Annotated in this window: 12 protein-coding genes; 8 read left to right on the top strand and 4 right to left on the bottom strand. The window is 72.3% G+C overall.

Annotated elements, in window-relative coordinates; translation table 11 throughout:
• The first annotated feature begins 320 nt into the window (after nt 1-320).
• Nucleotides 321-623 (top strand): hypothetical protein, encoded by a 303-nt coding sequence (locus OG276_RS23440; protein WP_266908426.1) that lies wholly within the window; start codon nt 321-323, stop codon nt 621-623.
• A 96-nt stretch (nt 624-719) separates the two neighbouring features.
• On the opposite strand, the gene OG276_RS23435 is transcribed toward OG276_RS23440, so the two are convergent.
• Nucleotides 720-1,490 (bottom strand): RDD family protein, encoded by a 771-nt coding sequence (locus tag OG276_RS23435; protein WP_266908424.1) that lies wholly within the window; start codon nt 1,488-1,490, stop codon nt 720-722.
• A gap of 78 nt (nt 1,491-1,568) precedes the next feature.
• A complete protein-coding gene (locus OG276_RS23430) occupies nt 1,569-2,984 on the bottom strand; it encodes an RDD family protein (protein WP_266908422.1) in 1,416 nt (471 codons plus the stop codon).
• Between the two features lie 286 nt (nt 2,985-3,270).
• On the opposite strand from OG276_RS23430, the gene OG276_RS23425 reads away from it, so the two are divergent.
• Nucleotides 3,271-3,750 (top strand): SsgA family sporulation/cell division regulator, encoded by a 480-nt coding sequence (locus OG276_RS23425; protein WP_266908420.1) that lies wholly within the window; start codon nt 3,271-3,273, stop codon nt 3,748-3,750.
• A 55-nt stretch (nt 3,751-3,805) separates the two neighbouring features.
• Here OG276_RS23425 and OG276_RS23420 read toward each other — a convergent pair whose 3' ends face one another.
• Nucleotides 3,806-5,224, bottom strand: a complete 1,419-nt coding sequence (locus tag OG276_RS23420) for an FAD-binding oxidoreductase (RefSeq protein ID WP_266908418.1) — start codon at nt 5,222-5,224, stop codon at nt 3,806-3,808.
• A gap of 105 nt (nt 5,225-5,329) precedes the next feature.
• Between OG276_RS23420 and OG276_RS23415 the strand changes: the two genes are divergently transcribed.
• Nucleotides 5,330-6,811 (top strand): tetratricopeptide repeat protein, encoded by a 1,482-nt coding sequence (locus OG276_RS23415; RefSeq protein WP_266908416.1) that lies wholly within the window; start codon nt 5,330-5,332, stop codon nt 6,809-6,811.
• Between the two features lie 183 nt (nt 6,812-6,994).
• Here the strand turns inward: OG276_RS23415 and hppD are convergent, their stop codons facing one another.
• The gene (gene hppD, locus OG276_RS23410; RefSeq protein WP_266908414.1) at nt 6,995-8,146 is read right to left on the bottom strand and encodes a 4-hydroxyphenylpyruvate dioxygenase; all 1,152 of its coding nucleotides are present in this window, start codon (nt 8,144-8,146) and stop codon (nt 6,995-6,997) included.
• 133 nt (nt 8,147-8,279) lie between these two features.
• Here hppD and OG276_RS23405 point away from each other — a divergent pair, with 133 nt between their 5' ends.
• From OG276_RS23405 to OG276_RS23385, 5 genes are read left to right on the top strand one after another with little or no spacing between them, the layout of a single operon-like run.
• Nucleotides 8,280-8,750: an Lrp/AsnC family transcriptional regulator gene (locus OG276_RS23405; protein WP_112448141.1), complete on the top strand. Its 471-nt coding sequence runs from the start codon at nt 8,280-8,282 to the stop codon at nt 8,748-8,750.
• A 40-nt stretch (nt 8,751-8,790) separates the two neighbouring features.
• Complete coding sequence (locus OG276_RS23400) at nt 8,791-9,438, top strand: ABC transporter permease (RefSeq protein WP_266908411.1); 648 nt, start codon at nt 8,791-8,793, stop codon at nt 9,436-9,438.
• Nucleotides 9,439-9,469: 31 nt separating this feature from the next.
• The gene (locus OG276_RS23395; RefSeq protein WP_266913054.1) at nt 9,470-10,744 is read left to right on the top strand and encodes a betaine/proline/choline family ABC transporter ATP-binding protein; all 1,275 of its coding nucleotides are present in this window, start codon (nt 9,470-9,472) and stop codon (nt 10,742-10,744) included.
• Nucleotides 10,741-11,607: an ABC transporter permease gene (locus OG276_RS23390; protein ID WP_266908409.1), complete on the top strand. Its 867-nt coding sequence runs from the start codon at nt 10,741-10,743 to the stop codon at nt 11,605-11,607. The genes OG276_RS23395 and OG276_RS23390 overlap by 4 nt, the downstream gene beginning before the upstream one ends.
• Entirely contained in the window at nt 11,608-12,594 is a 987-nt protein-coding gene (locus tag OG276_RS23385) for a glycine betaine ABC transporter substrate-binding protein (protein WP_266908407.1), read from the top strand. It abuts the gene before it with no gap.
• Nucleotides 12,595-12,653 lie beyond the last annotated feature (59 nt).

Genomic DNA, 12,653 nt, shown 5'->3' with positions numbered 1-12,653 from the left:
CGCAAGAAAAGACAGACCTTGACTTGTTCCTTACAACTGCACTATGCGGTCACCGAGTTCCGCTATTCGGACGTTCCGCGGCCATAGGGGACGAACGGTACTTCTGGCCCGGCTCGGACCGCACCCGTCCCCTCCGCCCCTCCCTGCCCCCGGACCCCTCGGGTGCTCCCCGTGCGCCCCCCGTGCTCCGCTGCTTCCCGTCGCATGGGTGAGGTCGCGCTTACCGACAGTTCCGCTCGGGCATCCACCGTCGTAGAGTCACTCGGCGCCAGACCTGGTCCGAGCCGACTCCCCCTCCCGCTTCGAGGACGGATATCGCCATGCCGCGTCCGACTGCCGCACAGCTCGCCTACGGGTCCGCCACCGTCATCGTGTCGACGATCGCCATGCTGCTGCTCTCGCAGACGAGTACGGGACTCGGCGTCGCGGTCATCTCCGCCGCCGCCCTCGCCCTCGGGCTCCTCGTCGCCCTCACCGTGCCGCTCCCGCGCCGGCGCGGACGGCACGCGGCGACCCGTACGAGGACCGCCGCCGCGTACCCGGCGGCTCCCGACACCGTGCCGCGGGACGTGGCGGCCTCCGCCCCGGCCCCCGCGCCCGTCGAGCATCCGGTGCACCACTGACCCGACCCCGCCGACACGGCGCACAGCGCGGCGCGGGCGGCCTCCCCCGTGGGGAGACCGCCCGCGCACTCGGACTGCGTACCTCTGGGTGGCCCTCTAGGAGGCCTGGACCACCACGGTCTTGGCCACCTTGTCGTGCAGACCCTGCTTGTAGGGCTTGTCGACGAGCATCGAGATGACGAGCGCGATCGGCCACAGGCAGAAGCAGCAGATCAGCGTCGGCAGCCAGAGCACGGCCGACCGGCTGAGGGCGGCGTTGGACTGCGGGACGCTGCCGTCGTTGAGCATCGCGACGCGCAGGCCCATCCACTTCTTGCCCAGGGTCTGGCCGTTCTTCTTGACGAACCACCAGTCGTAGCCCACGTACGCGACGATCGAGATCAGCGTCATGACCAGACCGCTGCCGCTGTAGGACTTGGTGATGACCTCGGTGACGTCCTCGCCCTGGTTCGTGTCGACCGTGTAGCGGTTGCGGTCACCGGCGAACAGCTGGATGACGAACAGCGGCACGGCGATGATCAGCAGGTCGATGACGCGGGCGACGAGCCGCTTGCCGAAGTCGGCGAGCGGCGGCATCCCGGCGAGCGGGTCGGGCATGCCGTAGCCGCCACCCCCGCCGTACGGGTCACCGCCGCCGGGGCCTCCGTACGGGGGCGGAGGGGGCGGATAGCCCCCTCCCCCGGGCGGGGGCGGCGGAGGATAGCCCCCTCCGCCTCCGGGCGGGGGCGGCGGGAAGCCTCCGCCGGCGCCGGCGGGCGGTGAGCCGTACGGCGAACCACCCGACGGCGGAGGCGTCGGTTCCTGGGGCTTCTTGAGGAACGGGTCGTCCTCGGGCGGCTGGCCCGGCGGCGGCTGGTCGGTGCTCATGGCCCGAGTCGAACCCGGCGCGCAGCGGCCCGCAACGGGGACGCGTCCATTCGGGGGACGAGCGGGCGCGCGAGGGCCCTAGCGGGCCACGTACGTCCTTGCCGCGCGGTCGTGGAGGGTCCGGCGGCGCTGGCGGTCCCCGAGGGCCCACAGGGCCCCCGGGAGGCCCAGGAAGGCGTACACGAGCCAGCGGCGCAGCGCGGCGCCGAAGCGGGGCGGGCGCAGCGTGGCGGTGGCGAGGACCCGTACGCCGAGCAGCTTCTTGCCGGGGGTGCGGCCCCAACGGGCGGTGGGCAGGGCTTCGTAGAAGACGCCGAAGAGGAGGACGGCGCCCAGGACGAGGCCCAGTGAGCCCGCGATGGTCCCGTCGAGCAGCCACACGGTGGTGGTGCGGCCGCCCGCCCGGGCGGCGTCCACCTTGGCCTGGAGGTGCGCGGTCGCCGCGGGTACGAGGGGCAGCGCCACCCCGGTCGCGACGGCGGCGTACACGAGGGAGTCCAGCAGCCGGGCCGTCGCGCGGCGCACGAGCCCGGCGGGGCGCACGGCCCGCTCCGCCATCCGCTCGAACACCGCGCGTCCGGTCCTGGCGGGACGCGGTGCGGGGGCCGCTGCGGCCTCGGCCCGCTCCGCACGGTCCGCCGGCTCTACGGGGGCCGGGCGCCGGGCGGGCTCCGCCGCGGCGGCCGGGGCCGGGGCCGGGGCCGGGCGCCGCGCGGGCCGCACGCGCCCCACCGGCTCCGGGTCCGAGCCCGGCGCACCCGGGGCGGCGGGCCACACGGGGTCGGGGGCGGCGGCGGGGGCGGGCGCGGGGGCCGCCGGAACGGGCGAGGGCGCCGAGAGGATCCCGAGGCCGCCCGGGGCGGCGGAAGCGGACGCCTGCGCGGGCAGGGCGGCGGACACGCCCGCCGGGGCCGGGACGGCGGCGGGGGCCGGGCTGGAGGCGGGGGCCTGCGCGGGGGCCGGTACCGGCGGGCGGGCCAGGGAGATCCCGCCGGGGCGGGCGGCTGCGGCCTCCTCGTGGCCCCAGGACACCCGGTGGTCGCGCGGCCCGCCGAACCCGGCCTGGTGGAGCGGGTCGACCTGCCATCCCGCGGGCTCGGGGTCCGCACCGGGCTGCTCCCCGCGCCCGGTCTCCGCCCGGGCAGCGGGCTCCGGCCAGGGCTCGGGCTCCTGCCGGGGAGCGGGCTCGGGCCACGCCCCGGACTCCGCGCGGGGGGCGGGCTGCGGCCGCGGTGCGGCGGGCTCCGGCCAGGAGTCGGCGGCCGGCCGGGGGGCAGGCTCGGGCCGCGGCCATCGCTCCGGCTCGCGCAGCGCCTCGCTCACACCCGTCTGGTCGAGGAACACGGGACCCGTCTCGTCGGCAGGGGCCGCGGGGCGGCTCGTACCGGGAACCCAGTTCAGGCCGTTCCAGAACCTGACGTACCCGGGGATGGACGGATCTGGGTAGTAGCCCTCGCGGGCCGCGTGCTCGCCGTCACCAGGGGAGGCCGTCAATGTCCCCAACTCCGATCGTGGCTTGAGGCTTCTTGCAGGGGTGGACCATAGCCAAGAACCGCCCCCCGGCAGGTCCGGTAACGGGAGAATCCAAGCGATCGGGCGAACGCAGACGAACACAGCCCTGTACGGAAGCTTTCGGTCAGCCGATTGATTTCGGCCAATCCTCGATGCGCCTCGCGAAGTCGCGTCATACCCGGGCACTTCGGCGCTCTCTGCGGGTGTGGGCCGGTTGTCCGGCCCCGCGCAGCACCCGAACACGCACCCGTACCGAAGTGAGGCCGCCATGCAGCACCCCGTCGTCGAGCGCGAGCTGGAACTGAAGCTGGTCCTGTCCCCCGAGCGCAGCGTCCCCGTCCCCGCCCGGCTGCTGTACCTGACGGACGACCCGTACGCCGTGCACATCACCTTCCACACCGGCTCCAGCACCCCGGTCAACTGGACCTTCGCCCGCGAGCTGCTGGTCGAGGGGGTGTTCCGCCCGTGCGGCCACGGCGACGTGCGGATCTGGCCCACGAAGGTCGGCCAGCAGGCCGTCCTGTGCATGGCGCTCAGCTCCCCCGACGGCGACGCCCTGCTGGAGGCTCCCGCCGTGTCGGTGTCGGCCTGGCTGGAGCGGACCCTGCGGATCGTGCCGCCCGGCACCGAGGCCGACCGGCTCGGCCTGGACGCGGCGCTGGCCGAGCTGCTGGCCCCGACGCCGGCCGACGAGCTGTGGATGCGCGACCCGTGGCCGTCGGACGAGTCGGCGGACGGGGAGCTGTGACTCGGCGGGGAGCCGTGCCTCGACGAAGGGCCGTGGCTCGACGAGGAGCCGCGGCTCAGAAGAGCTTGCCCGGGTTGAGCAGTCCCTCCGGGTCGAAGGCGTGCTTGACGGCGCGCTGCATCTCCAGTCCCACCGGGCCGAGTTCGCGGGCGAGCCACTCCTTCTTCAGGACGCCGACCCCGTGCTCGCCCGTGATGGTGCCGCCCAGTTCGAGGCCCAGCGCCATGATCTCCTCGAAGGACGCGCGGGCCCGCCGGGTCTCGTCCTCGTCGGCGGGGTCGAAGCAGACGATGGGGTGGGTGTTCCCGTCGCCCGCGTGCGCGCAGACCCCGATGAGCAGGTCGTGCGCACGGGCGATGGCCGCGGTCCCGTCCAGCATCTCGGCGAGCCGGGTGCGCGGTACGCACACGTCGTCGATCATCGTCGCGGGCCGCAGGGCCTCCAGGGCGGGCAGGGCCATCCGGCGCGCCTGGAGCAGCAGTTCGGACTCGGCCGCGTCCTCGGCCGGTACGACGGCGCTCGCTCCGGCGGCGGTGCACAGGGCGCCCACGGCGGCCAGGTCCTCGGGCGCGTGCGGGGTGTCGAAGGCGGCGAGCAGCAGGGCCTCGGTGGTTTCGGGCAGGCCCATCTTGCCGAGCGCGTTGACGGCGCGGACGGTCGTACGGTCCATCAGTTCCAGCAGCGAGGGCGTCAGACCGGCCTCCATGATCGCGCAGACGGCTTCGCAGGCGGCCGCGGCGGAGGGGAACTCGGCGGCGAGGGCGAGCTGGCGGGGCGGGGCCGGGCGCAGCGCGAGGACGGCCCGGACGACGACGCCGAGGCTGCCTTCGGAGCCGACGAACAGGCGGGTGAGGTCGTACCCCGCGACGCCCTTGGCGGTGCGCCGGCCGGTCTGCAGGAGCCTTCCGTCGGCGAGGACCACGTCGAGGCCCAGCACGTACTCGGCGGTGACCCCGTACTTGACGCAGCACAGACCTCCGGCGGCGGTGCCGATGTTCCCGCCGATGGTGCACTGCTCCCAGCTGGAGGGGTCCGGCGGGTAGTGCAGTCCGCGCGCGGCGACGGCGCGGGAGAGGACGGCGTTGACGACGCCCGGTTCGACGACGGCGATCCGGTCGACGGTGTCGATCTCCAGGATCCGGTCCATCTTCACGAGGGAGAGCACGATGCAGCCGTCGGAGGCGTTGGCCGCGCCCGACAGACCGGTACGGGCGCCCTGGGGAACCACGGGTACGCGCAGCGCGTGGGCGGTGCGCAGGACGTGCTGGACCTGTTCCACGGTCCGGGGCAGGACCACGGCGGCCGGGGTGCCGGCGGCGCAGAAGCTGGCCATGTCGGTGGCGTAGGAGGCGGTCACCCCGGGGTCGGTGAGCAGTGCCTCGGGCGGGAGGCCTTCGAGGAGGAGCGCGTGGAGCTCGTCGAGCTCGTGGAGCTCGCGTGACCCGCCATCAACTTCGTCAACTGTGTCAGCCATGGGGCCAGCGTGGCACCCGGGGCCATCGGTGTGAACACGCCCGCGACGCTCTTCGGACACCTCGGCGAGCTCTTCATATTGACGCACAGTGACTCCATGGACCCTATGCGCGATGCATTCGTCTCTCAGGAGAGGCAGCAGCAGGCTGCCCCGCCCGTGACCTTCACCGGCCGCAAGACGCTCGTGGCGGCGGCGGCCCTGGTCGTCCTGATCGCCGGGGCCCTGCTGATCCGGCCGGCCCGCACGGGCGACGACGCGCGCCCGCCGGGGCCCAGCGAGCGGGCCCGCGCGGCGGTCGGCATGGGTGCGCCGGTGGCGGCGGTGGACCTGTCGGCGCTGGTCCTCGACCGGGAGAAGTGGGTCGCGGAGCACCCGGACGACGAGGCCTCGTGGGCGGTGCTGGGATCGGCGTACCTGGAGCAGGCGCGGCGGACGGCCGATCCCGGCTGGTACCCGAAGGCGGAGGGCGCGCTGAAGCGCTCGCTGGAGCTGCGTCCGGCCGAGAAGGGCAACTTCGACGCGATGACGGGCATGGGCACGCTGGCCAACGCCCGGCGGGACTTCGGGACCGGCAAGAAGTGGGGCGAGCTCGTACGGGCGCAAGCGCCGAAGCGGTGGACGGCGTACCCGGTGCTCGTGGACGCGTACGGCGGTCTCGGGGACTACAAGGCCGCGGAGAAGGCGATGGAGAGCCTGGTGGACCTGCGTCCGGGGCTGGCGGCCTTCATGAAGGCCTCTCAGGTGTACCGGGACCGGGGCTGGCGCGAGGACGCGACCATGTCCATGGAGCACGCGGGAGGCGCGGCGAAGGCCCCTGCGGAGAAGGCGTACGTGCTGTTCCGGCTCGGGGAGCTGGCGTGGGAGCGCGGCGACGACGCGGAGGCCCTGAAGCAGTACGAGGCCGCGCTGCGCACCGATCCGGCGCAGGCGCAGGCGCTGGGCGGCCGGGCGCGGGTGCTGGCGGCGCTGGGCCGGGGCGGGGAGGCCGTACGGGACTACCGGCTGGCGCTGGGGCGGGCCGCGGTGCCGGCGCTGTCGCTGGAGCTGGGCGAACTGCTGGAGTCGCTGGGGCGGGGCGACGAGGCGAAGGCGGTGTACGACGGGATCGCGGCGCAGGCCGCCCGGAGCGGGGTGAACGAGGAGCTGCTCCTGGGCCGGTTCGAGGCGGACCACGGCGACCCGACGGCGGCCGTACGGCGCCTCACGGCGGAGTGGGCCCGGCACAAGAGCCTGCCGGTGGCGGACGCGCTGGGCTGGGCGCTGCACAAGACGGGCGACGACGCGGCGGCTCTGGAGTACGCGAAGAAGGCCACGGAGCAGGGGCTGCGGCTCGCGGAGTTCTCGTACCACCGGGCGGTGATCGAGCGCGGCCTGGGCGACGTGGCCGGGGCGCGGCGGCACCTGGAGGAGGCCCTGCGGACGAACCCGCGGTTCTCGCCGGTGCGGGCCCCGCTGGCCAAGCAGGCCCTGGCGACGATCGGCAAGCCCCCGGCGGGCGGCCCGGAGAACATGCAGCCCACCAAGCCGTGGGTGGCCCCGGAACTCCCGAAGGCGAAGCCGGCTGCCAAGCCGAAGCCGAAGCCGTAGGCGGCCGGGCGGGGAGCCGCTGCGCGGGGCCTCCCCCACCCCGCCCCTTCCCGAAACCGGGCTCCGCCCGGACCCTCCCCCAGCTACCGCAGGGGGTACCCCCTGCCTCAGACGCCGGCGGGGCTGGATGGATCCAGCCCCGCCGGCGTTCACGGTGCGGGCCGGGAGCCCGGACTTCGCGATCTACAGGTTGCCGCGCTTCTCCTGCTCGCGCTCGATCGCCTCGAACAGGGCCTTGAAGTTGCCCTTGCCGAAGCCCATCGACCCGTGGCGCTCGATCATCTCGAAGAAGACCGTCGGGCGGTCCTGGACCGGCTTGGTGAAGATCTGCAGCAGGTAGCCGTCCTCGTCGCGGTCGACGAGGATCTTCAGCTCGCGCAGGGTCTCGACGGGGACCCGGGTCTCGCCCGCCCACTCGCCGAGGGTGTCGTAGTAGGAGTCCGGGGTGTCCAGGAAGGTCACGCCGGCGGCCCGCATCGCGCGCACCGTGCCGACGATGTCGTTCGTGGCCAGCGCGATGTGCTGGACGCCCGCGCCGCCGTAGAACTCCAGGTACTCGTCGATCTGCGACTTCTTCTTCGCGATCGCCGGCTCGTTGATCGGGAACTTCACCTTCAGGGTGCCGTCCGCGACGACCTTCGACATCAGCGCCGAGTACTCGGTCGCGATGTCGTCGCCCACGAACTCCTTCATGTTCGTGAAGCCCATGACCTTGTTGTAGAACGCCACCCACTCGTTCATCCGGCCGAGCTCGACGTTGCCCACGCAGTGGTCGATGGCCTGGAAGGTGCGCTTGGCCGGGGGCTCGACCATCGGGGCGACGGAGACGAAGCCGGGCAGGTAGGGGCCGGTGTAGTCGCCGCGCTCGACCAGGGTGTGGCGGGTCTGGCCGTAGGTGGCGATCGCCGCCAGCCGCACCGTGCCGTGCTCGTCGGTGAGCTCGTACGGCTCGTCGAGACCGCGCGCGCCGTGCTCGACGGCGTAGGCGTAGGCCGCCTTCACGTCGGGGACCTCGATCGCCAGGTCGACGACGCCGTCGCCGTGGTCGGCGACGTGCTCGGCGAGGAAGCGGCCCCGGTCGGTGGTGGCCTTGATGACCGAGGTGAGGACGAACCGCGCGCCGCCGTTGGTCAGGACGTAGCTGGCCGTCTCGCGCGTGCCGTTCTCCGGTCCGGAGTAGGCGACGAGCTTCATGCCGAAGGCGGTCGAGTAGTAGTGCGCGGCCTGCTTGGCGTTGCCTACGGCGAAGACGACCGCGTCCATGCCCTTGACCGGGAAGGGATCGGCCTTGGCGGCGGTGGGCGGTGCGGTGTCGAGCGGCTGGGTCTCAGTCATGACGGCAGAGTCCCGCCGTTCCACAAGATGCGCAATAGTTTCCATTTCTGCTGTACACACTGCTCGCTCTCAGCCGACCATGACTGGGATATCTGTGCACTATGACCACCGACCGACCGCCCCGGAGGCACCCATGGGAATCGACGAGCTCGACGGCAGGCTCATCGTCCTGCTCGCCCGCGAGCCCCGGATCGGGGTCCTGGAGGTCTCGCGCCGGCTCGGCGTGGCGCGCGGTACGGCGCAGGCCCGGCTGGACCGGCTTCAGTCGAACGGAGTCATCCGGGGGTTCGGTCCGCAGGTGGATCCGGCGGCCCTGGGGTACCCGGTGACGGCCTTCGCCACGCTGGAGATCAAGCAGGGGCAAGGCGCGGACGTACGGGCGCACTTGGACGGGGTTCCGGAGGTGCTGGAACTGCACACGACGACCGGGCACGGGGACATGCTGTGCCGGCTCGTGGCCCGGTCCAACGCGGACCTTCAACGGGTGATCGACCGAGTTGTCGCTTTTGATGGCATCGTGAGGGCTTCGACGGCGATTGTCATGGAAAATCCCGTACCCTTGCGGATCATCCCCCTGGTCGAACAGGCGGCCGAGGACGACTGATCCGACCGACCTGCGGCAACGACGGACGAGGTGACGTGGCGTGAGTTTCTGGGCCTACCTGTCCAACCGCCACCAGCAGCTCCTCACCGACGCCTTCCAGCACGCCAGCGCCGTCTTCCAGTGCATGCTGATCGCGACCGCCCTCGGCGTCGCCATCGGCGTCCTGACCTACCGCAGCGGCTGGGCTGGGAACCTCGCGGTCACCTCCACCTCCACGGTGCTGACCATCCCCTCGCTCGCCATGATCGGCCTGCTGATCCCGATCGTCGGCCTCGGCGTCGCGCCGACCGTGATCGCCCTGACCCTGTACGGACTGCTGCCCATCGTCCGCAACTCCATCGTGGGGCTGCGCGGGGTGGATCCGGCCCTGGTCGATGCCGCCAAGGGCATCGGGATGTCGCGCGGCGCCCAGCTGCTGAAGGTGGAGCTGCCGCTCGCCTGGCCGCCGATCCTGACCGGCATCCGGGTCTCCACGCAGATGCTGATGGGCATCGCGGCCATCGCCGCCTACGCCTCCGGGCCGGGCCTGGGCAACGAGATCTTCCGCGGGATCGCCTCGCTCGGCAGCGCCAACGCCATCAACCAGGTCCTGGCGGGGACCCTCGGCGTCGTCATCCTCGCCCTGCTCTTCGACGCCGCGTACGTGCTGCTCGGCCGTCTCACCATCCCGAGGGGAATCCGTGTCTGAACCGACGTCCGAGGCCCCGAAGTCCGAGAAGCTGCCGACCGAGGCCCCGCCGACCGAGACCCGGCCGGCCTCCGCCTCCGCCTCCGGCGCCACCATCCAGCTGGAGAACCTCACCAAGCGCTACCCCGGCAACCCCAACCCCTCCGTCGACGACGTCTCGATGGAGATCAAGGCGGGCGAGCTGGTGGTGTTCGTCGGCCCCTCCGGCTGCGGGAAGTCCACCACCCTCAAGATGATCAACCGGCTGATCGAGCCCACCTCGGGCCGGATCCGCATCGGCGACGAGGACGTCACCGACATGGACCCGGTCAAACTGCGCCGCAAGATCGGGTACGCGATCCAGTCCTCCGGGCTCTTCCCGCACATGACGGTCGCCGAGAACATCGCCCTGGTCCCGAAGATGACCGGCTGGTCCAAGTCCCGCGTGAAGGACCGGGTGGAGGAGATGCTCGACCTGGTCGGCCTGGACCCGCGCGAGTTCCACGGCCGCTACCCGCGCCAGCTCTCCGGCGGCCAGCAGCAGCGCGTGGGCGTGGCCCGGGCCCTCGCCGCCGACCCGCCGGTCCTGCTGATGGACGAGCCCTTCGGCGCCGTCGACCCCATCACCCGCGACCACCTCCAGGACGAGCTGATCCGGCTCCAGCACGAGCTGCACAAGACGATCGTCTTCGTCACCCACGACTTCGACGAGGCCATCAAGCTGGGCGACCGGATCGCCGTCCTGCGCGAACGCTCGCACATCGCCCAGTTCGACACCCCCGAGGCCATCCTCACCAACCCCGCCGACGACTTCGTCTCCGGGTTCGTCGGCGCCGGGGCGGCGCTCAAGCGGCTCAACCTCACCCGGGTGCGGGACGTGGAGATCGCCGAGTTCCCGACCGTGTCCGTGGACGACCCGCTCCAGCAGATCTTCAACACCCTGCGCGCCGGCCAGGGCAACGAGCTCCTGATGCTGGACCGGCGCGGCCGCCCGTACAAATGGCTGCGCCGCGGCGACCTGATGCGCGCCAAGGGCTCCCTCGCCCGGGCCGGCCAGCTCGTGCACGACACCGTGACCCGCGACGCGACCCTGCACGACGCCCTGGAGGCCGTACTCACCGACAGCGGCGGCCGGGTGGCCGTCACCGGGCGGCGCGGCGAGTACATCGGCGTCGTGGACATGGAGACCCTGATGAACTCCGTGCACGAGATGCTGGAGGCCGACCGGCTGACGGCGGCCGAGCACGCGCACGACCTGGAGGAGCTGCGCCACCACCGCGTCGAGCGGGACCTGGAGGGGCTCCGGGACGGTACGGAGGGCTCATGAGCCCGCGCAACCCCGTCTCCCCCGAACGCCCGCCCGGCGAGCACGAGCTGGGGGGCCACGTCTTCCGCGACCCGGAGGAGCCCGATCCCGCCGAGGAGGTCATGACCTCCACCGCGCCGCCCCGCCCCGGGCGCCGGCTCACCTGGGCCCGGCTGGTGACCCTGCCCATCGTGCTGGCACTGGTGCTGCTGGCCACGTACCTGTGGATCACCAACGCCACCCTCGACACGATCGCCGAGAACTCCCTCGCGGACGGCAACGTCGAGCTGCGGCTGTGGCAGCACGTCCAGCTCACCGCGATCTCCACCTTCTGGGTGCTGGTCATCGCGATCCCGCTCGGCATCGCCCTCACCCGCCGCGGCCTGCGCCGGGCGGCCCCGCTGGTCACCGCCGTCGCCAACATCGGCCAGGCCACCCCGGCCATCGGCCTGCTGGCCCTGCTGGTCATCTGGCTCGGCATCGGCCCCTCGACGGCGATCATCGGCATGGTCGCCTACGCCGTCCTGCCCGTGCTGTCCAACACCGTCGCGGGGCTGCGCGGGATCGACCCGCAGCTGGTGGAGGCCTCGCGCGGGATCGGGATGTCCGCCATGGGAACGCTGATGAAGGTGGAACTGCCGCTGGCGGTCCCGCTGATCCTGGCGGGCGTACGGACGGCCCTCGTCCTCAACGTCGGCACCGCGACCCTGGCCACCTTCGGCGGCGGCGGGGGCCTGGGCGACCTCATCACCTCCGGGATCCAGACCCAGCGGATGCCGGTGCTGGTGCTGGGCTCGGTGCTGACGGTGGCGCTGGCGCTGTTCGTGGACTGGCTGGCCTCCCTGGCCGAGACGGTCCTGACCCCGCGCGGGCTGGAGGCGTAGATGGACAGGCTCGGCACAAGGACAGTACGGACGGCATCGGCGGCCTGCGCGGCCCTGCTGGCGCTCGCGGGCTGCGGGCTCAAGAGCGGTTCCCCGATGGTGGACGACGTCCTGCCCGGCTCGGTGGGCCAGGGGCAGCCGCTCAAGGGTGCCTCGCTCACGGTCACCTCGAAGAACTTCAGCGAGAACATCGTGCTCGGCCAGATGATCGGCCTGATCTTCAAGGCGGCCGGCGCGGAGGTGCTGGACCGCACCAACCTGCCCGGGTCGATCAGCGCCCGCGAGGCGATCATCCAGGGCGACGCGGACGCCATGTACGAGTACACGGGCACGGCGTGGATCACCTACCTCGGCAACGACGAGCCGATCACGGACCCCTACGCGCAGTGGGAGGCGGTGCGGGACGCGGACGTGAAGAACGGCGTGGCCTGGCTGCCGCCCTCCACGCTCAACAACACCTACACGCTCGCCATCAGCAAGAAGAACAACGCCAAGTACGGGCTGAAGACCATGTCGGACGTGGCGGCGCTGTCGCAGCGCGACCCCAAGGCGGTGACGGTCTGCGTGGAGAACGAGTTCGCCTCGCGGGAGGACGGGCTGCCGGGGATGGAGAAGGCGTACGGGATGAAGATCCCGGCGGGCAACGTCATGAAGATGGACGCCGGAATCATCTACACCCAGGTCTCGAAGTCCGATTCCTGCCTGCTGGGCGAGGCCTTCACCACGGACGGCCGGATCAAGGCCATGGACCTGGACACCCTCGCCGACGACCGGCACTTCTTCCCCAACTACAACGCGGCGCCGGAGCTGCACGCGAAGACGCTGGAGAAGTACCCGCAGATCGCGGGCCTGCTGGACCCCCTGTCGAAGCGGCTGACGACGGAGACGGCGCAGCGGCTCAACGCCCTGGTCGACGTGGACGGGCAGGATCCGCACGAGGTGGCCAAGGACTGGCTGGTGGCGGAGGGGTTCATCAAGGAGGAGTGAGCGCCGGAGCGGGGATGCAAAGAAGTGGTTGCAAAGAAACCCTTGCATAGGCTTCTTTG

The sequence above is a fragment of the Streptomyces sp. NBC_00086 genome, from assembly GCF_026343255.1.
In the GTDB taxonomy this organism is placed as follows: domain Bacteria; phylum Actinomycetota; class Actinomycetes; order Streptomycetales; family Streptomycetaceae; genus Streptomyces.
The sequence above is the reverse complement of the archived record's forward strand: the minus strand, read 5'-3'. Positions and strand labels throughout refer to the sequence as shown.

Excerpts from the sequence above, each read along its gene's own strand:
- OG276_RS23440 (WP_266908426.1), top strand. The coding sequence starts at position 321 with ATGCCGCGTCCGACTGCCGCACAGCTCGCCTACGGGTCCGCCACCGTC.
- OG276_RS23435 (WP_266908424.1), bottom strand. The coding sequence starts at position 1,490 with ATGAGCACCGACCAGCCGCCGCCGGGCCAGCCGCCCGAGGACGACCCG.
- OG276_RS23425 (WP_266908420.1), top strand. The coding sequence starts at position 3,271 with ATGCAGCACCCCGTCGTCGAGCGCGAGCTGGAACTGAAGCTGGTCCTG.
- OG276_RS23420 (WP_266908418.1), bottom strand. The coding sequence starts at position 5,224 with ATGGCTGACACAGTTGACGAAGTTGATGGCGGGTCACGCGAGCTCCAC.
- OG276_RS23415 (WP_266908416.1), top strand. The coding sequence starts at position 5,330 with ATGCGCGATGCATTCGTCTCTCAGGAGAGGCAGCAGCAGGCTGCCCCG.
- hppD (WP_266908414.1), bottom strand. The coding sequence starts at position 8,146 with ATGACTGAGACCCAGCCGCTCGACACCGCACCGCCCACCGCCGCCAAG.
- OG276_RS23405 (WP_112448141.1), top strand. The coding sequence starts at position 8,280 with ATGGGAATCGACGAGCTCGACGGCAGGCTCATCGTCCTGCTCGCCCGC.
- OG276_RS23390 (WP_266908409.1), top strand. The coding sequence starts at position 10,741 with ATGAGCCCGCGCAACCCCGTCTCCCCCGAACGCCCGCCCGGCGAGCAC.
- OG276_RS23385 (WP_266908407.1), top strand. The coding sequence starts at position 11,608 with ATGGACAGGCTCGGCACAAGGACAGTACGGACGGCATCGGCGGCCTGC.